At 56.8% G+C, this 15,831-nt stretch carries 18 protein-coding genes; 11 read left to right on the top strand and 7 right to left on the bottom strand.

The annotated features are described in order from the left end of the window. Window positions 1-2: 2 nt before the first annotated feature. The 3 genes from ABX75_RS21015 to ABX75_RS29480 all read right to left on the bottom strand — a co-directional run bounded on the left by ABX75_RS21015 (window position 3) and on the right by ABX75_RS29480 (window position 1,612). Entirely contained in the window at window positions 3-365 is a 363-nt protein-coding gene (locus ABX75_RS21015; RefSeq protein ID WP_034096423.1) for a 5-carboxymethyl-2-hydroxymuconate Delta-isomerase, read from the bottom strand. Window positions 366-420: 55 nt separating this feature from the next. Beyond that, the gene (locus ABX75_RS21010; RefSeq protein WP_034096422.1) at window positions 421-1,344 is read right to left on the bottom strand and encodes a LysR substrate-binding domain-containing protein; all 924 of its coding nucleotides are present in this window, start codon (window positions 1,342-1,344) and stop codon (window positions 421-423) included. Between the two features lie 121 nt (window positions 1,345-1,465). Then, entirely contained in the window at window positions 1,466-1,612 is a 147-nt protein-coding gene (locus ABX75_RS29480) for a hypothetical protein (RefSeq protein WP_169867479.1), read from the bottom strand. A gap of 196 nt (window positions 1,613-1,808) precedes the next feature. Between ABX75_RS29480 and ABX75_RS21000 the strand changes: the two genes are divergently transcribed. Next, window positions 1,809-3,113 (top strand): MFS transporter, encoded by a 1,305-nt coding sequence (locus tag ABX75_RS21000; RefSeq protein ID WP_034096420.1) that lies wholly within the window; start codon window positions 1,809-1,811, stop codon window positions 3,111-3,113. Continuing rightward, the gene (locus ABX75_RS20995; protein WP_034096419.1) at window positions 3,113-3,871 is read left to right on the top strand and encodes a substrate-binding domain-containing protein; all 759 of its coding nucleotides are present in this window, start codon (window positions 3,113-3,115) and stop codon (window positions 3,869-3,871) included. The genes ABX75_RS21000 and ABX75_RS20995 overlap by 1 nt, the downstream gene beginning before the upstream one ends. Here ABX75_RS20995 and ABX75_RS20990 read toward each other — a convergent pair. Beyond that, window positions 3,863-4,765, bottom strand: a complete 903-nt coding sequence (locus ABX75_RS20990) for a LysR family transcriptional regulator (RefSeq protein ID WP_034096418.1) — start codon at window positions 4,763-4,765, stop codon at window positions 3,863-3,865. The genes ABX75_RS20995 and ABX75_RS20990 overlap by 9 nt on opposite strands. A gap of 168 nt (window positions 4,766-4,933) precedes the next feature. On the opposite strand from ABX75_RS20990, the gene ABX75_RS20985 reads away from it, so the two are divergent. From ABX75_RS20985 to ABX75_RS20950, 8 genes are all read left to right on the top strand, one after another. Continuing rightward, window positions 4,934-5,785 (top strand): STAS domain-containing protein, encoded by an 852-nt coding sequence (locus ABX75_RS20985; RefSeq protein ID WP_034096417.1) that lies wholly within the window; start codon window positions 4,934-4,936, stop codon window positions 5,783-5,785. Between the two features lie 2 nt (window positions 5,786-5,787). Continuing rightward, window positions 5,788-6,150, top strand: coding sequence for an STAS domain-containing protein (locus tag ABX75_RS20980; RefSeq protein ID WP_034096416.1), 363 nt, complete (start codon window positions 5,788-5,790; stop codon window positions 6,148-6,150). After that, on the top strand, window positions 6,147-6,551 hold the full coding sequence (locus ABX75_RS20975) for an anti-sigma regulatory factor (RefSeq protein WP_034096415.1): 405 nt from the start codon (window positions 6,147-6,149) through the stop codon (window positions 6,549-6,551). The genes ABX75_RS20980 and ABX75_RS20975 overlap by 4 nt, the downstream gene beginning before the upstream one ends. After that, the gene (locus ABX75_RS20970) at window positions 6,542-7,549 is read left to right on the top strand and encodes an ATP-binding protein (protein ID WP_082136187.1); all 1,008 of its coding nucleotides are present in this window, start codon (window positions 6,542-6,544) and stop codon (window positions 7,547-7,549) included. The genes ABX75_RS20975 and ABX75_RS20970 overlap by 10 nt, the downstream gene beginning before the upstream one ends. Beyond that, window positions 7,542-8,405 carry a sensor histidine kinase KdpD gene (locus tag ABX75_RS20965; protein WP_034096414.1) on the top strand — a complete coding sequence of 288 codons (864 nt, stop codon included), beginning with the start codon at window positions 7,542-7,544 and terminating at the stop codon, window positions 8,403-8,405. Before ABX75_RS20970 ends, ABX75_RS20965 begins: the two co-directional genes overlap by 8 nt. Beyond that, window positions 8,395-10,335: a response regulator gene (locus ABX75_RS20960; RefSeq protein WP_040267596.1), complete on the top strand. Its 1,941-nt coding sequence runs from the start codon at window positions 8,395-8,397 to the stop codon at window positions 10,333-10,335. The genes ABX75_RS20965 and ABX75_RS20960 overlap by 11 nt, the downstream gene beginning before the upstream one ends. 180 nt (window positions 10,336-10,515) lie before the next feature. Then, on the top strand, window positions 10,516-10,728 hold the full coding sequence (locus tag ABX75_RS20955) for a cold-shock protein (protein WP_047882581.1): 213 nt from the start codon (window positions 10,516-10,518) through the stop codon (window positions 10,726-10,728). Window positions 10,729-10,787: 59 nt separating this feature from the next. Next, window positions 10,788-10,988, top strand: coding sequence for a cold-shock protein (locus ABX75_RS20950; protein WP_034096411.1), 201 nt, complete (start codon window positions 10,788-10,790; stop codon window positions 10,986-10,988). A gap of 63 nt (window positions 10,989-11,051) precedes the next feature. On the opposite strand, the gene ABX75_RS29150 is transcribed toward ABX75_RS20950, so the two are convergent. Beyond that, a complete protein-coding gene (locus ABX75_RS29150; protein WP_236238685.1) occupies window positions 11,052-11,225 on the bottom strand; it encodes a hypothetical protein in 174 nt (57 codons plus the stop codon). 49 nt (window positions 11,226-11,274) lie between these two features. On the opposite strand from ABX75_RS29150, the gene ABX75_RS20945 reads away from it, so the two are divergent. Next, window positions 11,275-12,771: a hypothetical protein gene (locus tag ABX75_RS20945; RefSeq protein WP_047882580.1), complete on the top strand. Its 1,497-nt coding sequence runs from the start codon at window positions 11,275-11,277 to the stop codon at window positions 12,769-12,771. Window positions 12,772-12,974: 203 nt separating this feature from the next. Here ABX75_RS20945 and ABX75_RS29145 read toward each other — a convergent pair whose 3' ends face one another. Continuing rightward, window positions 12,975-14,639: a hypothetical protein gene (locus ABX75_RS29145; protein ID WP_144419312.1), complete on the bottom strand. Its 1,665-nt coding sequence runs from the start codon at window positions 14,637-14,639 to the stop codon at window positions 12,975-12,977. Between the two features lie 80 nt (window positions 14,640-14,719). Next, complete coding sequence (locus tag ABX75_RS20935) at window positions 14,720-15,766, bottom strand: DUF4238 domain-containing protein (RefSeq protein WP_082136186.1); 1,047 nt, start codon at window positions 15,764-15,766, stop codon at window positions 14,720-14,722. Window positions 15,767-15,831 lie beyond the last annotated feature (65 nt).

Below are 15,831 nucleotides of genomic sequence, written 5' to 3'. Positions count from 1 at the left end.
GATCAGCCGATGGCGACTTTGCTGTAGGACTCGCGATCCATATCGACCAACTGCACGCTGAGTTGCACCTGCATATCTGCCGGCCACTCGGCCACGTCCTGCAAGGCCGCCAACAGGCTCTCCGACAACTGCTTTTTAACCTGAGGCGAGCGCCCGCTGAGCAAGGACAGTTTCACCGCGATAAAGGCCCGCGGGCTCAGCGAGGTTCCGACCTGGAAACTCTCGACCTTCAACGCACGGCTTTTGATATCGAACTCGGAACCGAACTGCCCGGACGCCATCAGCACGTTATTGAGCCGCAACAGGGTTTTCTCGACGGCCAGGTCGGTGAGGTTCGCGGTGTATTCCAGGTGCAGGTGCGGCATTGATCGCTCCGAGTTATTTGTAGGAAGACGCGTAGATATAACACGGATAAAACCATCAGGCTGGGTTCACCGGCCCGCGATCCCCCATAAACGCTTCCAATCGCGAACGCACCCAACGCTCGGCCGGGTCGGTGTCCACATGGCTGAGCCAGACCATCGACAGATCCAAGGTCGGCGTTTCGAACGGGAATGGCTCGCAGAACAGATTGCCTGAAACGGCCATGGCCTCGGCGGCGTAGTCCGGCAGGCTGGCGATCAAGTCAGTGCCGGCCAGCAGCGCTGGCAAGGCGCTGTACTGCGGCACCGACAGCACCACCTGACGCTTGCGGCCGATTTCCGCCAGCCACTCATCGGCGAACCCCGACACGTTGGCGGTGTGGGACACCAGCACATGAGGCCGTGCGCAATATTCATCGAGGGTCAGCGGCGTGTCCGAGGCATCGGCGCGCAACAGGCGCGGACGGATATGACGCAACAATTTGCGCTTGGCATTGGCCGGCAGGCCACGGGTCTGGGTGATGCCGACGGTAATGTCGCCGGATGCCAACAGATCGGGAATGCGCCAGTAGTCGACATGCTGCACCACGAACACCACCTTCGGCGCTTCCTGGCGCAAGGCGCGCAGCAGCGGCGGCAACAGGCCGAATTCCACATCGTCGGACAGGCCGATGCGAAACGTCATGGTGCTGATGGACGGGTCGAAATCGTGGGTTAGGCTCAAGGCCGACGACAATGAATCCAGGGCCGGTGACAGGTGCTGAATGATTTCCTCGGCCCGCGCAGTTGGCTCCATGCGATGGCCAACGCGAATAAACAACGGGTCGTTAAACAGCGTACGCAAACGGTTGAGCGCCGAACTGATGGTGGGTTGGCCCAGAAACAGCTTCTCCGCCACGCGCGTGACGTTGCGCTCAAGCATCAGTGCTTCGAAAACCACCATCAGATTGATGTCGGCCTTGCGTAATTCATTGCGATTCATCGCGCCTGCCCTTTGCCCTAGACGAGCCGCAGTGTAGAAAGCGCCGCGGCGGGCGTCTATGCGCATTGCCGCCAAACACACCGGCAGGTCGGTACCCGCCGGTGCTGGTCAGGCCGGGTCATCAGGGTTTGAGCGGTATTTCCTGATCTCGCTCGGACAGCTCCGTGCCATCGTCGGGATGTTTCCAGGTCTGCGGTTTTTCCTCCTCGTGGCGCTGCCGGGGCTGCTCCTGCTCCGGTTCATCGTGATGCTTCGGTTCATTGCCCATTGTCACCTCCCCTCCCAAGAATTGGACACAGCTACAAGCATAGAACAGGACAAAGGGTTTGGCCGCCTTCTTGATTGATAGCTATTACGCATCAATAAATCCAAAATTTTCACTTATCATTTCTAAATGTGTCAGCCACTATCCCAAGTCTTAAGCGAAACAAGCACTTTAAAAAGAACGCTGGAGACACAACACCATGACTAGCTCAACCCGGCCTGACTCTGCCCGCTCCAAAGTGGGCGCGGTATTGCGCGTTACTTCGGGTAACTTCCTCGAACAGTTCGACTTCTTTCTGTTCGGCTTCTATGCCACTTACATTGCCGCCGCGTTCTTCCCCGCCGCTAATGAGTTTGCGTCATTAATGATGACCTTCGCCGTGTTCGGCGCAGGCTTCCTGATGCGACCCCTGGGTGCAATCGTTTTGGGTGCCTATATTGATGACGTGGGTCGCCGCAAAGGCCTGATCGTGACGCTATCGATCATGGCCAGCGGTACGCTGTTGATCGTGCTGGTGCCGGGCTATCACAGCATTGGTCTGTGGGCGCCGCTGCTGGTGCTGCTCGGTCGCCTGCTGCAAGGCTTCTCGGCCGGCGCGGAACTGGGCGGTGTGTCGGTGTACCTGGCCGAGATGGCCACGCCGGGCCGCAAAGGTTTCTATACCAGCTGGCAATCGGGCAGCCAGCAGATCTCCATCGTGGTCGCCGCCGCGCTGGGTTATGGCTTGAACGTGTGGATGGAACCGTCGGTGGTGGCCGACTGGGGCTGGCGCATTCCGTTTGCGGTGGGTTGCGTCATCATCCCGTTTATCTTTGTACTGCGTCGCAACTTGCAGGAAACCGAAGAATTCGCCAACCGCAAGCATCGCCCGACCATGCGCGAAGTGCTGGCAACCCTGGTAAAGAACTGGACCGTAGTCATCGGCGGCATGCTGATGGTGGCCATGACCACCACTGCGTTCTATCTGATCACCGTGTACGCACCGACCTTCGGCAAGACCGTGCTGCAACTGAGCACTTCCGACGCACTGCTGGTGACCTTGCTGGTGGCCATCTCCAACTTCGTCTGGCTGCCCATCGGCGGCACTCTCAGTGACCGTTTCGGTCGTAAACCGGTGCTGATCGCCATGACTGCGCTGACCGTGCTCACGGCCTATCCGGCGTTGTCCTACGTGGTCAACGCGCCGAGCTTTGCGCATATGCTGGAAACCCTGCTGTGGTTCTCCTTCCTGTACGGCATGTACAACGGCGCCATGATCCCGGCGCTGACCGAAATCATGCCGGTGGAAGTGCGCGTGGCGGGTTTCTCTCTGGCCTACAGCCTGGCGACCGCGATCTTCGGCGGCTTCACCCCGGCTATTTCCACCTGGTTTATTCACATCACCGAAGACAAAGCCTCGCCGGCCTATTGGATGATGTTCGCCGCGCTGTGTGCACTGTGCTCGACCCTGGCGCTGTACCGCCGCGCCAACGCCCGTGGTCAAGTGATGCAGGGGGCCGTGTGATGAAATCAATGTTCAAAACCCTGACCGCCCTCGCCCTCGGCGCCCTGGCACTAACGGCCCAGGCCGAACAGCTCAAGGTGATGACGTCCGGCGGCTTCACCGCAGCTTATAAAGTGCTGGGCCCGCAATATGCCCAGCGTAGCGGCGACACCCTCGACACTATTCTCGGCCCATCCATGGGCAAGGCGCCGGAAGCGATTCCCAACCGCCTGGCCCGCGGCGAGCATGCCGACGTGGTGATCATGGTCGGCTATGCCCTGGATGAGTTGATCAAACAAGGTAAGGTGGACCCCGCTTCACGGGTGGAACTGGCCGACTCGCGCATTGGCCTGGTGGTCAAGCAAGGGCAGCCAAAACCAGCGATTGGCACCGACGCCGAGCTAAAGGCTGTGCTCAGCAACGCCAAGTCCGTGGCGTATTCCGACAGTGCCAGCGGCGTGTATGTGGAAAAAGAGTTGTTCAAGAAACTCGGTATGCCGGCCAAGGGCACCATGATCGAACGCCTGCCGGTGGCCGAGCAGGTAGCCAAGGGTGATTACGATGTGGGCTTGCAGCAGGTGGCGGAACTGTTGCCGGTACCGGGCGTGACCTTTGTGGGCAAGATCCCTGAAGACGTGCAATCGGTGACGCGCTTCGCCGCGGGCATTCCGGTGAACGCCGAGCACCCTGAGCAGGCCAAGGCGCTGCTGCAGTTCCTTGCCTCTCCCGAGGTGCAACCGGCGGTGCGGGCCACCGGCCTGGACTCAGTGTCACACTGACCGAAACGGCATCTCGCGCACCAAGCGCTCCAACTCCAGCGCCGCTGGCGGCAAAGTCCGCCCGCGGCGCTTGATCAAGCCCACATTGCGCATCACCTGCGGCTCCACCAGCGGCACGCTCACCAGAATCGGGTGCTCGCACGCTGGCATCGCAATCGACGGCACCATCGCCACCCCCAGCCCCGCTTCTACCAGCCCGATCATGGTGGTCACGTGGTGGGTCTCGCAAATACTCAGCTTCTTAACGCGCACGCCACGCAAGGCCTGGTCGAGCAGAAAACGATTGCCCGAGGTCTTGTCCACGCTGATGTAGTCGTGCTCATAGGCTTCGGCCCACGTCACGCTGGCGCGTCCGGCCAGCGGATGGTCACGCCGGCACGCCAACACGTAGCGCTCTTGCAACAACAGTTCGAACTCCACCTCATCGGCCAGGCTGCCGCTGAAACTCACGCCGAAATCCGCCTCGCCGCTTTCCACCGCACTGCACACCTCGCCGGCACTGGCGTCGAGTACCCGCAGACGAATCTTCGGGTAGAGCTTGTGGAATTCGGAGATCACGTGAGGCATGAAGTAGTACGCGGTAGAAGGCACGCAGGCGATGGTGACGTTGCCCATGCGCGTCGATGCCACGTTGCTGATACCCATCAGGGCGAGGTCCAGGTCGTCGAGCATGCGTTCGACCTGCGGGAGAAAAGCGCGTCCCACCATGGTCAGACTGACGCGCCGGGTAGTGCGCTCGAACAGCTTCACGTCCAGCGCCGATTCGAGCTTTTCGATGCGGCGGCTCAAGGCCGGTTGCGAGATGCGGATCGCCTCGGCAGCGCCGCGGAAACTGCCTTTGTCCACCACGGCACGAAAGGCCTGAAGGTCATTGAGATCGAAATTGATAATCACGGGAAACACTGGCCGACTAGGGGGGGCGATCTATAGTACCCGAGGGCCATGAACGTGGCGCGACGCACTTTGTAGACATCCCCCGGAATAATTAGCGTAAACCGTTTCAAACCACACATTTTGGTATAGATTGCGCGCAGCATATAACAGGCATCCAGGAGCTTTCCAATGGCGACACTTCACGCGACTACCGTTCAGGCGCTGCAAAGCAACAAACTCAGCTTGTTGACCACATGGATCGAAAGCCTCGAAGCTTCGGGTGCCACCCGCAACGTCAAGGAAGCCGACCTGAAACAACAGGCCAACGACTTCCTGAACACACTGATTGCAGCCCTGGAACAAGGCGGTTCGCAGAACGTTAACCAGGAGAACTGGGCCGAAACCCGCGTACTCCTGGAAAAGCTGTCCCACAGCCGCGCACTGGTCGGCCAGGACTCGCAACAAACCGCCAGTTTCATCTTCGCCCTCAAAGGCCCGCTCTTCGCCCTGCTGCAACGCGAATATGCCGAGCAGCCAGCGCAACTGGCCGAACAGCTATGGGAAATCTCCGAGCTGCTGGACGCCTTGGGCATGCACACCATCCGTACCTTCCAGAAGTCCCGCGAGCTGGTGATCAAACGCCAGCAGGAAGAACTGCTGGAACTGTCCACGCCGGTGGTCAAGTTGTGGGACGGCGTGCTGGCCCTGCCGATGATCGGCACCCTGGATTCCCAGCGCACCCAGGTGGTGATGGAATCGCTGCTGCAACGCATCGTCGACACCGGCGCGGAAATTGCGATCATCGACATCACCGGCGTGCCGACCGTCGATACCCTGGTGGCCCAGCACCTGCTCAAGACCGTGACCGCCATTCGCCTGATGGGCGCCGACTGCATCATCAGCGGCGTGCGCCCGCAGATCGCCCAGACCATCGTTCACCTGGGCCTTGACCTGCAAGGCGTAGTCACCAAGGCCAATCTCGCCGACGCCCTGGCCCTGTCCCTCAAGCGTCTGGGCGTGACCGTGACCAAGGCCGTCTGACCATGGAACGCATCCCGATTTTGCAGATGGGCGAGTTTCTGCTCGTGACCATCCAGGTGGATATGCACGACCAGCTCGCGTTGACGCTGCAGGACGACCTGTCCGAACGCATCAACCGCACCTCGGCGCGTGGGGTATTGATCGATATCTCGGCGCTGGACATGGTCGACTCCTTTATCGGCCGCATGATCGGCACCATCTCCGGGCTCTCGCGGATCATGGATGCACAGACCGTGCTGGTGGGTATGCAGCCGGCAGTGGCCATTACCCTGGTGGAGCTGGGCATGACCTTGCCTGGAGTCGCCACCGCACTCAATGTCGAACGCGGCATGAAGCTGTTGCGCGAGCGGGTAGAAAACTCATGACCCTGGCCAGCAATGGCACTCATCCCGTGCTGATCGAACAGGACGTTGTGCTGGCTCGACAACTGGTCCGCAAACTGGCCCAGGATTGCGGCATGCGCCTGATCGACCTGACCAAATTGGTCACGGCCGTCAGTGAGCTGGCGCGTAACACGGTGGTCTACGGCGGCGGCGGGTATATGGATTGGGAAATAGTCGAGAAAGACCTGCGCTCCGGCGTTCGTCTGACGTTTCGCGACGAAGGCCCAGGCATTCCCGATATCAAACTGGCGATGACCGACGGCTGGACCTCCGGCGGCGGGCTCGGCCTGGGGCTGACCGGCGCCAAGCGCCTGGTGGACGAATTCGAACTGGATACCGCACCCGGCCAGGGCACCCGCGTGACGATCACTCGATGGTCCTGAATATTCCCAGCGCCCTCACGCAGGTGTTGTTGATCGAGGATGTGAGCCAGATTGGTCACGCCCGACGTACCGCACAGAAACTCGCCGAACACTTGGGCTTCGACGAAACCGACGCCGGTCGCGTGGCCCTGGTGGCCACCGAACTGAGCAGCAATATCCTCAAGCATGCCGCCCACGGCCAATTGCACCTGCGCGCCACCGGCAACGGCGGTGTGGAGATGATCGCCGTGGATCGCGGCCAGGGCTTTGACCTGGACAGCTGCCTGGTGGACGGGTTTTCCACCGGCGGCACCCAGGGCATCGGCATGGGCGCCATTTCACGGGTGGCCCAAGTGTTCGATGTGTACGCCGACCCACGCGGTACGGCGATGCTCGCGCGCCTGTATCCGAGAGCCTCAACGGCCAAGGACATACGTTACGGGGTCAGCCAACACTCCCTGCATGACGACCCGGCCTGCGGCGATGCCTGGCACCTGGCAATCGAACCCGGCCGCTTCAGTGTGATGGTGGCCGATGGGCTGGGTCATGGCAGCGAAGCCGAACGCGCCGCGCGGGACGGCGAACAGGTGTTCGCACGGGGCGCCTTTGACGAAGCGACGCTGCTGATGGCAGATATGCACGCCGGCATGAGCGGTACCCGTGGCGGTGCCGTGGCCGTGGCGCAATACAACGCGGCGACCGGCAGCCTGCGCTTTACCGGCGTGGGCAATATCGGCGCCAGCCTGATCGGCCCTGGCAAGTCCCGCGGTCTGGCGTCTCATCCAGGCATCGTCGGCGTGCAGTTTCGCAAGGCGCAGCCATTCGACTACGCTGAGGTCAGCGGCCAGCTGCTGATCTTGTTCAGCGACGGCCTGCAGTCACGCTGGAACCTGGCCGACTACCCCGGGCTGACGCACCGCCACCCGGCTTTGATCGCCGCCATCCTGCACCGTGACTTCTGTCGCGGCCGGGATGACGTCACCGTTTTCGTGATTGCCCTGGAGGCCATCGATGGCTGATACCACTGCCTCGCTCGCCGCAGAAGTCCAGCGCTTGCGTCAAGAGGCCGATGCGCTGCGCGCCGAATTGGACGAGACCAACCAAGGCGTGCTGGCGCTGTATGCCGAGCTGGATACCCAAGCCGATCAACTGCGCCAGGCCTCGGACCTCAAGAGCCGCTTCCTGTCGTATATGAGCCACGAGTTCCGTACTCCATTGGGCTCGATCCTGAGTATCACCAGCCTGCTGGACGATGAACTCGACGGCCCACTCAGCCCCGAGCAACACACCCAGGTGGGCTTTATCCGCAGCTCGGCGCGAGAACTGCGCGAGATGGTCGACGATCTGCTGGACCTGGCCAAGATCGAGGCAGGGCGCATCAGCATCTCCCCGGCCTGGTTCGATATGTTCGACCTATTCTCGGCCCTGCGTGGCATGTTCCGGCCGATTGTGGATGCGTCGTCGGTGGACCTGATCTTCGAAGAGCCCGCCGGCCTGCCCAAGCTTTATACCGATGACAAAAAGCTCGCGCAGATCCTGCGCAACTTTATCTCCAACGCGCTGAAGTTCACGCTGCAGGGCGAGGTGCGGGTGTCGGCGCGCATGGAGAACGAGCGGGAGATCCGCTTCGCGGTGCAGGACACCGGCCTTGGCATCCCCATCGAACTGCACAGCAACCTGTTCGAGGATTTCTCGCAGATCGACTCGCCGCTGCAAAAGCGCCTGCGGGGCACCGGGCTGGGGCTGTCGCTGTGCAAGCGCTTCGCCGAGCTGCTGGGCGGCCGGGTTGGGGTAGAAAGCACGCCCGGCGTGGGTTCGTTGTTCTTTGTGGTCATTCCCCTTTCCATCGCCAACGAGACCGTCGATGAAACGTGACATCCAACTGCTGATCGTCGACGACAACGCCGCCACGCGTTACGCCCTGCGCCGGCGCCTGGAGAACCATCACTACCAAGTGCTGGAGGCCGGCACCGGTCAGGACGGCCTGGACCTGATCGCCAGCCGTACCATCGATGCGCTGATCCTGGACGTCAACCTGCCGGACATGAGCGGCTTCGACATCGTGCGCGGCCTGCGCGCTGACCCCGCCACCGCGTTGCTGCCGGTGGTGCATGTGTCGGCGGCTTCGATCGAGACCGGCGATATCATAACCGGCCTGGACGCCGGCGCCGACGCATACCTGATCCACCCGGTGGACCCTGAAGTACTGCTGGCCACCCTGCGCACCTTGTTGCGGGTCCGCGACACCGAGTACGCCTTGCGCGAGAGTGAGGCACGCTTTCGTGAGATTTTCTTCAACATCAGTGCGCCTATCGCAGTGATGGACGCGCAGCTCAAAGTCCACGAGTGCAACCACGCCTTCGCTCAACTGATTCACGACAACCTCAACCCAGACGCTCTGCTGGAATGCTTCGCCGCCGATCAATTGGCCGTGATCCAGGAGCTGTGCCTGCGCCTGGCCGCTGGTGAACGCTGGAAAGGCACCTTGCTGATGAAGGTCGACGACCAGTTGCGCGAGACCGAGTGGCAGATTTCACCCTACCGCCGCGCCGGCCTGAGCCTGGTGTTTGTTGAAGACGTGACCGAGCATCGCCATCGCGAACGGCATCAACAGGCCGAACTGGCCAACGCCGCGAGCCAACTGGCGCGCACCGAAGCCCAATTGCTGCAGGCGCAGAAGATGGATGCGTTGGGCAAGCTCACTGGCGGTATCGCCCACGACTTCAACAACCTGCTGACCGGCATCATCACCAGCCTGGAACTGATCAAAAAACGCATCCAGAGCCAGCGCACCGAAAAAGTACTGGGCTATGCCGACGCCGCGCTGAACTCCGCCCTGAGCGCCGCCGGCCTGACCAACCGCCTGCTCGCATTCGCGCGCCAGCAGCCTCTGGATACGCGCCCTACCGATATCAACGCGCATATCCGTTCCCTGGAAGAGTTGCTGATGCGCACCATCGGCGAGCACATCGCGCTGAATCTGGAGCTGACCAACAACCCGGCTGTGGCGATGGTGGACCCGATTCAACTGGAAAGCGCTGTGCTCAACCTGGTGATCAACGCCCGGGATGCCCTGCCACAAGGCGGGATCATCTGGGTCACCACCTACCCGGCGTATTCCACCGGTAACCCCAAGCTGGAAAACGGCCCGTACATTGCCCTGTCGGTACGCGACAACGGTGTGGGCATCGAACCCAGCGTCATCGACAAGGTGTTCGACCCGTTCTTCACCACCAAACCGGTGGGCCAAGGCACCGGCCTGGGCCTGTCGACTATCTACGGGTTCGCGCGCCAGTCCGGCGGCGACGCACAGATCCGCAGCGTGACCCGCCAGGGCACCGAAGTGACCATCATGCTGCCCGCTGCCGACGGTCCTGCGGCCCAGGCCATCAAGGTAGAAGCATTGCCAGGCATGGGTCACGGCGAACATATCCTAGTGGTCGAAGACATGCCGTCTGTGCGCGGTTTCGTGGCCGAAGTCCTGATGGATGCGGGCTACCGCTGCAGCCTGGCAGCGGACGGCGACGAGGCCATTGTCATGCTGCGGGCCGATCCAACAATCAACCTACTGCTTACCGATTTCGGTCTGCCCTACATGACCGGTCGCGAGCTGGCGGACCACGCACGGGGCATGCGCGAGGAGCTACCGATCCTATTTATGACCGGTTACGCCGAAAACGCGGCAAACCGACAGGATTTTCTCGGCGAACGCATGGACCTGATCACCAAGCCATTTCATATCGATCAATTGCTGGAAAAAATCCGCCAGGGGCTAGAACCGTCCAAACCTGGGTCCTCAACCTGATTTTTCAGACAATAACTGCGTAGTCTGGCGTATTTCCAAGGGTGGCGAACCTGTCAAGAATGACAGTACCGCCGGTCTTGTGACGCGTTGACGCCCAGACTCATCGGAACTTTGATTATGGATACCGTCGTCAGGTCGACTCGACTGACGGTAGACACCAAGGCTTCGAGGATATGAGCAATGAGCGACAGACAACACGGCACTGTGAAGTGGTTCAACGAAGCCAAGGGCTTCGGCTTTATTAGCCCGGAGAATGGGCCTGACCTGTTCGTGCATTTCAGAGCGATTATGGGCACCGGCTTCAAAACGCTGACCGAAGGGGAAAAGGTCACTTTCGAGGCTGTGCAGGGACAGAAAGGCATGCAGGCGGACAAAGTCCAAGTCGAAAAATAACCCCCACACGCTTACCGGCCACAACCGGCCACGTATTGCACTGAAAAAGGAGAACGGCCATGCCCATTGAAACTCCACAGACTGCAATTCCCACCAGCAACGAGACGATACCCTACGGCGAGCAAGAGGTTTTCTTCAGCTATAACGGTGAGCCGGTACTGCGTCCTGGGCAAGTCGTGACCTACGAACGGGTCAGAGGTCCGGGCGGTGAGTGGCAGGCGATCAATATCGAGATCGTGAAGGACGTCACCGTGAACTAGCGCAAAAACACCCCACGAACCAGCGGGTCACTTCATCGTTGCCACTGACCTGCACGGTCTGGGTCAGTTCGCCCCGGGCGACGCTTGCGCGGCGCGCATCGACTGGCCCAGCGGACCGAACATACTGCGCGTCAACAACCAGGCCAGCACCACCGTGCTCAAACCGGTCAGAAGCACAACCCCGAACACTCTGTTGCGCGAGCGGCTGTATTGAGCCTCGGCCGCTTGGCCTTGCATTCTTGCTCTATGATGCACAGGTACAAAACTCCAGGGGGAGGCTGATGTGATGACTGCTGGTTTTAATCCGTTAGTGCATATCGATTGGAAAACCCCCGGCGGCGAATGGCTGTCACTGCTGCCACCTGTCTACCCCCACATCAGCGTGTTTTCCGGCGCGGCCTTCGAAACGCTGCTGGATGAACTCTGCAATGAAATGCCCGAGGTGTGCTTCGAAGCGCTGGCCACTGCACTGGCGCGCGAAGGCTTCGACCTGTGGAACCTCGACGCGGGGGGCGACGATTACCGCCCGGTGATTGTCCCCGCCAATCAGCGCGAGCGGTTTACCCAACATTGGTGCGGACAGAAGACAGCCCTGCATTTCAAGCCGACACTCATCCAAGCGCAAACACCGCCCGCAGCCAAGCCCAAACGCAGCAAGCTCCAGTGGCTGCAGGACGTACATGAATACCCAGGCCCAACGTATGTGCACGAAGGCAACTATCGCAACGGCTGGGCCGCGATCACTGAGCAGGAGGACGATAGCTGGTTATGCTTCCTGATCGATTACAACGCCTGGCCGCCTACCGAGCAGGACATGCTCGAACTCCGCAAAGACGGCGTGGACGGCGCCGATCTGCAACTGATCGATGCCAACGTTCAACGCAGCCTGTGGAAACGTCAGGTAACGCGCGGCGCGTACCGTTCGGATGATCGCTATCAATACGAGATCCGCAAGGGCAACAGCGTTGAGGTTTTCGGCCCCGTCGAGACGCAATGGCCGGCGTTTGAAGATCCCTGCGTGGTGGTCGAGGATCAAGTCTTCGAGCGTCAACGCCTCTACGAACCCGAGGCATTGACGCGGATCTGGCGCATCACCGCGCAGACCAGCGAGATCATTTTCGAACACCCCGATGAACTGACCCTCCTGCCCATCGGCCCCAACCGTTTGCTGTTTATGCAGCACAACGGCCCGTGCTGCTGGATTTGGAGTCAATACCTTGCACAACCGGTCACCATTGCCGCCAAACCGATGCCGGCTGAAGCCTATCAACTGCGCGCAGCCACCGCTTACCTGGGAGGCGATGAGGTGCTGTTATTCAGCGAAGGCGCGCGCCCCAACCCCGAACACCCCGGCTACCAGGAAAGCGTGCTGCTAGCATGGCGCTTTAACTTCGTCACCGGCACCAGCACCCAGGCGGTACTGGACGGCTTCGGCAGCGAAGTGCGCCAGGACACGCGCCTGCTGGTCACTCAGCCCAGGCAAGTCATCACCCTGCGCACCTTTCACGGCCGGTTGGACGTTGCCCGTGGCCACGGTGATTGGTGGGTGTGGAGTTATCACACGCAAACCTTCGGCACCCACACCTTGGCGTGGTTGTGGAACCAGTGCAGCAACGATGTATTGAAACTGTCCTCCAAGGACATCCCACGGGTTAAACCGCAGATTCGTTACGTGGCGGCGCAGGATAGGTATTTGGCGTTCGAAACGGAATATGTCGCGCGGCTGCCGCAGTTTGCGCAAATGGCGCAGGCTTTGGGGAGTGAGGGGCTAGTGTTTAAGTGAAGGACGCTGGTGCTCGCACTGGACACAACCCACCTCTAAAATGAAGCAATCGGAAACGCAAAAGCCCCTGAAAGGATTAAACCTTTCAGGGGCTTTTGGTTATTCAATAATGGCGGAGAGATAGGGACGTTCAGAATCATACTCCACAACCCGTCAAAACCAACAACTACAGGCAATTTCGAGTATTTTGCTACAAAATTCTGCTACAAAATTGTCCAGTCTCCTTCAGCTAATGAGCTAATCATCTGAGTGCCATCAATGGAGACAATTTTCAGGTTCACGCTACCATCGTCATTAGTATTTGACTGATCAATCACAGGCATGAACCCCTTGATTCTTGTCTCAAAGCAAGGGGTCTGAATAATATTACCAAACAGATTGAAGGGTTTGGCCTGCATCTCTTTTATCTGAACATCAGCTTGAATCGGTTTTCCAGAATGACCATCAAGGGGGGTAGGTTCGTAGTTCTCGTAGAACGCATCCCATATCTCTTCACCCGCCGCCACTATCTGTTCAAGAGGACCATCTACCAAGGGGTATAGATTATTAATTCGGCTTTCATCCTCTTCATCAATTAGCAATGAACGGATTAGCAAAGGAGTTTTTATTTTGTTAGCTATGGCTTTGCCCTTCTCAACCATGCGTACTAGCCAATGAAAAACACTTAAGAACTCTCTATACTCAGCAGTATGTTCCTCACCAATCCGGACACTATTAGAGCCAAATATCAAGTCAACACCAATCTGAACATGTGTATGTTGATGAATAAACTTAGCTATTTTCATAGCCTTATGGTAATGGGGCAGATTACGAATTTCGCGATCTTGCCAAATCTCCAAATTAAACGAGAAATCCAATTTAACCGCTTTTCTATCTTTCAAACTACAGTACACAAAGGAGAACATTCCATCTAAAAACGAACCACGTATTGTTAACTCATCAGAACCAGAAACCACTGTAGAGAGTGAGGTGCCAACCTCAAATTCAGAACCATTTTTAGCAACTAGATACATGATTGTTTGAATATCTGGCTGATTTGGACTAATGACCAACCGACCATCTACTCCTCTTTCGGTAACAATCGCTTCAAATAACGGTGAACCTTCAAAGCCTATATCATTTAATGAGACTTCAAGAGGATGACCTTTTCTTAGCATATCCGACCACCGCTGACTCATCTCACCCCGCTTTTCTTCATTGCGAAGAACAAGCGTAATTTTTGGATTCTGACCGGGTTTTGGGGTAATTGTATGGAGAGTCCCTGAATCAGAAATTTCCACCATCACGTCAAAGCGTGAATCAAGTTTTTTAATTGCGTCGGTGTAGGCGAGATGAACAGATTGAACTGGGAATTTAAAAGGGTTTACCATATTGTTAAAATTTAGCGTTAAAGCCCGAAAAACCTCCGTGCGTATGCCTTCAGATAATTCAAATTGAGTTAAAGACTTTGTTCCGACCATAGACATTGAACGTTTTTCAGCCTTCAACTTCCATTCATTTAATAGATCAACTGAATAGCGGGCTTCATCGCGATCAATGATTATTGAACAAGACCCACAAAGCCAAATTCCATTCTTGTAGGAACTACGCTCCAACTTGGTCTGATTTTTATTGTATCGAGCAGCACCGGGACCGGGAGCGGCCGCACAAATGTGAGCAGCAATACCATTACCAGCGTAATTATTACGTACCAAATTCGCACCAATTGTATAACTCAGACAATCGGGATTTGAACACACCCCGGCAGCCATGTGTTGTAAGAGCAATTTCGTGGGCTTATCAAAATCATGGCGTTCGTGCATATCAATGACGTCACCATTAGGCAAGGTCACTTTTTGATTTTTGACTTTCGCTTTTTTTTGGTTCATTCAAGAGCACTCTAAATTCTGATAATGCACATTCTTTGCTTGCTTGATGCCTGCCTTTTTAACTAGCCCCTGTGCAAGCATTAGACTTTTAAAGTATCAACCGCAATTTCAGACAACTCGAAGTCTTTCATTGTTTTTGCGAACAACAGTTCATGCGACTCTTTTTCAATAATTTTATTTGTCATCTGTACTATTTTTATGTCATATACATCCTGCAGTCCAATCGTGCCAGTTTTTCTACTAATATCAGGCACACTGATTTGAACCATAAGCCTTGGTGTTAAGGGCATAGCCCCATAAGCTTTCAGCCCCGGCTGGTTGACAGTTTCATCGAAATACATTGCCGGACAGTCAGACGTCAGGTAATTCAAATTCGTATGGTTTTTTGAAATTACCATGCTACATCCAGCTTTCTCAAGCTGAAGGCAAAACTCATAAGCCTGAATATACAACATACATTTCAAAACCGATTGCTTTTGAACAGGTGTCAGAATGAATTTCTCATCGCCACGTTCTAGAAGCAACTGAGATATTTTTTGCTCAACTAAAGTAATCCTCCCCTTAGTCCTAAACAATTGAAAACTGTAAAAAACCAAAATATTTTTGAACGTCTCAGCAGTTGGCGGAACAAATACAGTAGAGCCCTGAGATTTACTGAATGCATTTATTTCAGTGGAAACAGCAGTCTCAATTTCCTCATAAGCATCTTCAAGATGATGCTTTTTCATATGCTTAAGAATTTCTTTAGCGTTATCCCTTAACACCTTATGATCGTTGACAATCCCAACTCCTTTATTAATGGTGTCATCCGCCAATTTCAAAAAAAGTAATTCCCGCAGAATTTTTTTAATAAGCGGACTTTTTTTTGCCTTCTCACTATATGTGTAGTCCAACATATCCCAGACCACATCATCCATTTCAATCTCGTAAAAATAATTTTCAACAGCTACATCATCAGCGGTTGTCTTTGGATAGACAGAGAACACTTCCCCTACACTTCTCTTGACAAATATTCTTTCACCAGCCAGCCATAACTTCAGATAAAATTTCGAAACATAATGCTGACGCTTTTTATAATTCAACTGTGATAAATCAAACAACTCCAAACTACCCATGTTTGTATCCATGCTCACACCCCTAGTGACTGCAGCTCAAATGGTGGCAGTTTAACACTGTTTTTGGATAGACAAAA

The organism is Pseudomonas sp. ARP3, assembly GCF_001029595.1.
Classification (GTDB): domain Bacteria; phylum Pseudomonadota; class Gammaproteobacteria; order Pseudomonadales; family Pseudomonadaceae; genus Aquipseudomonas; species Aquipseudomonas rhodesiae.
Note: the sequence above shows the minus strand (reverse complement) of the source record. Positions and strands in the feature narration are given on the sequence as shown.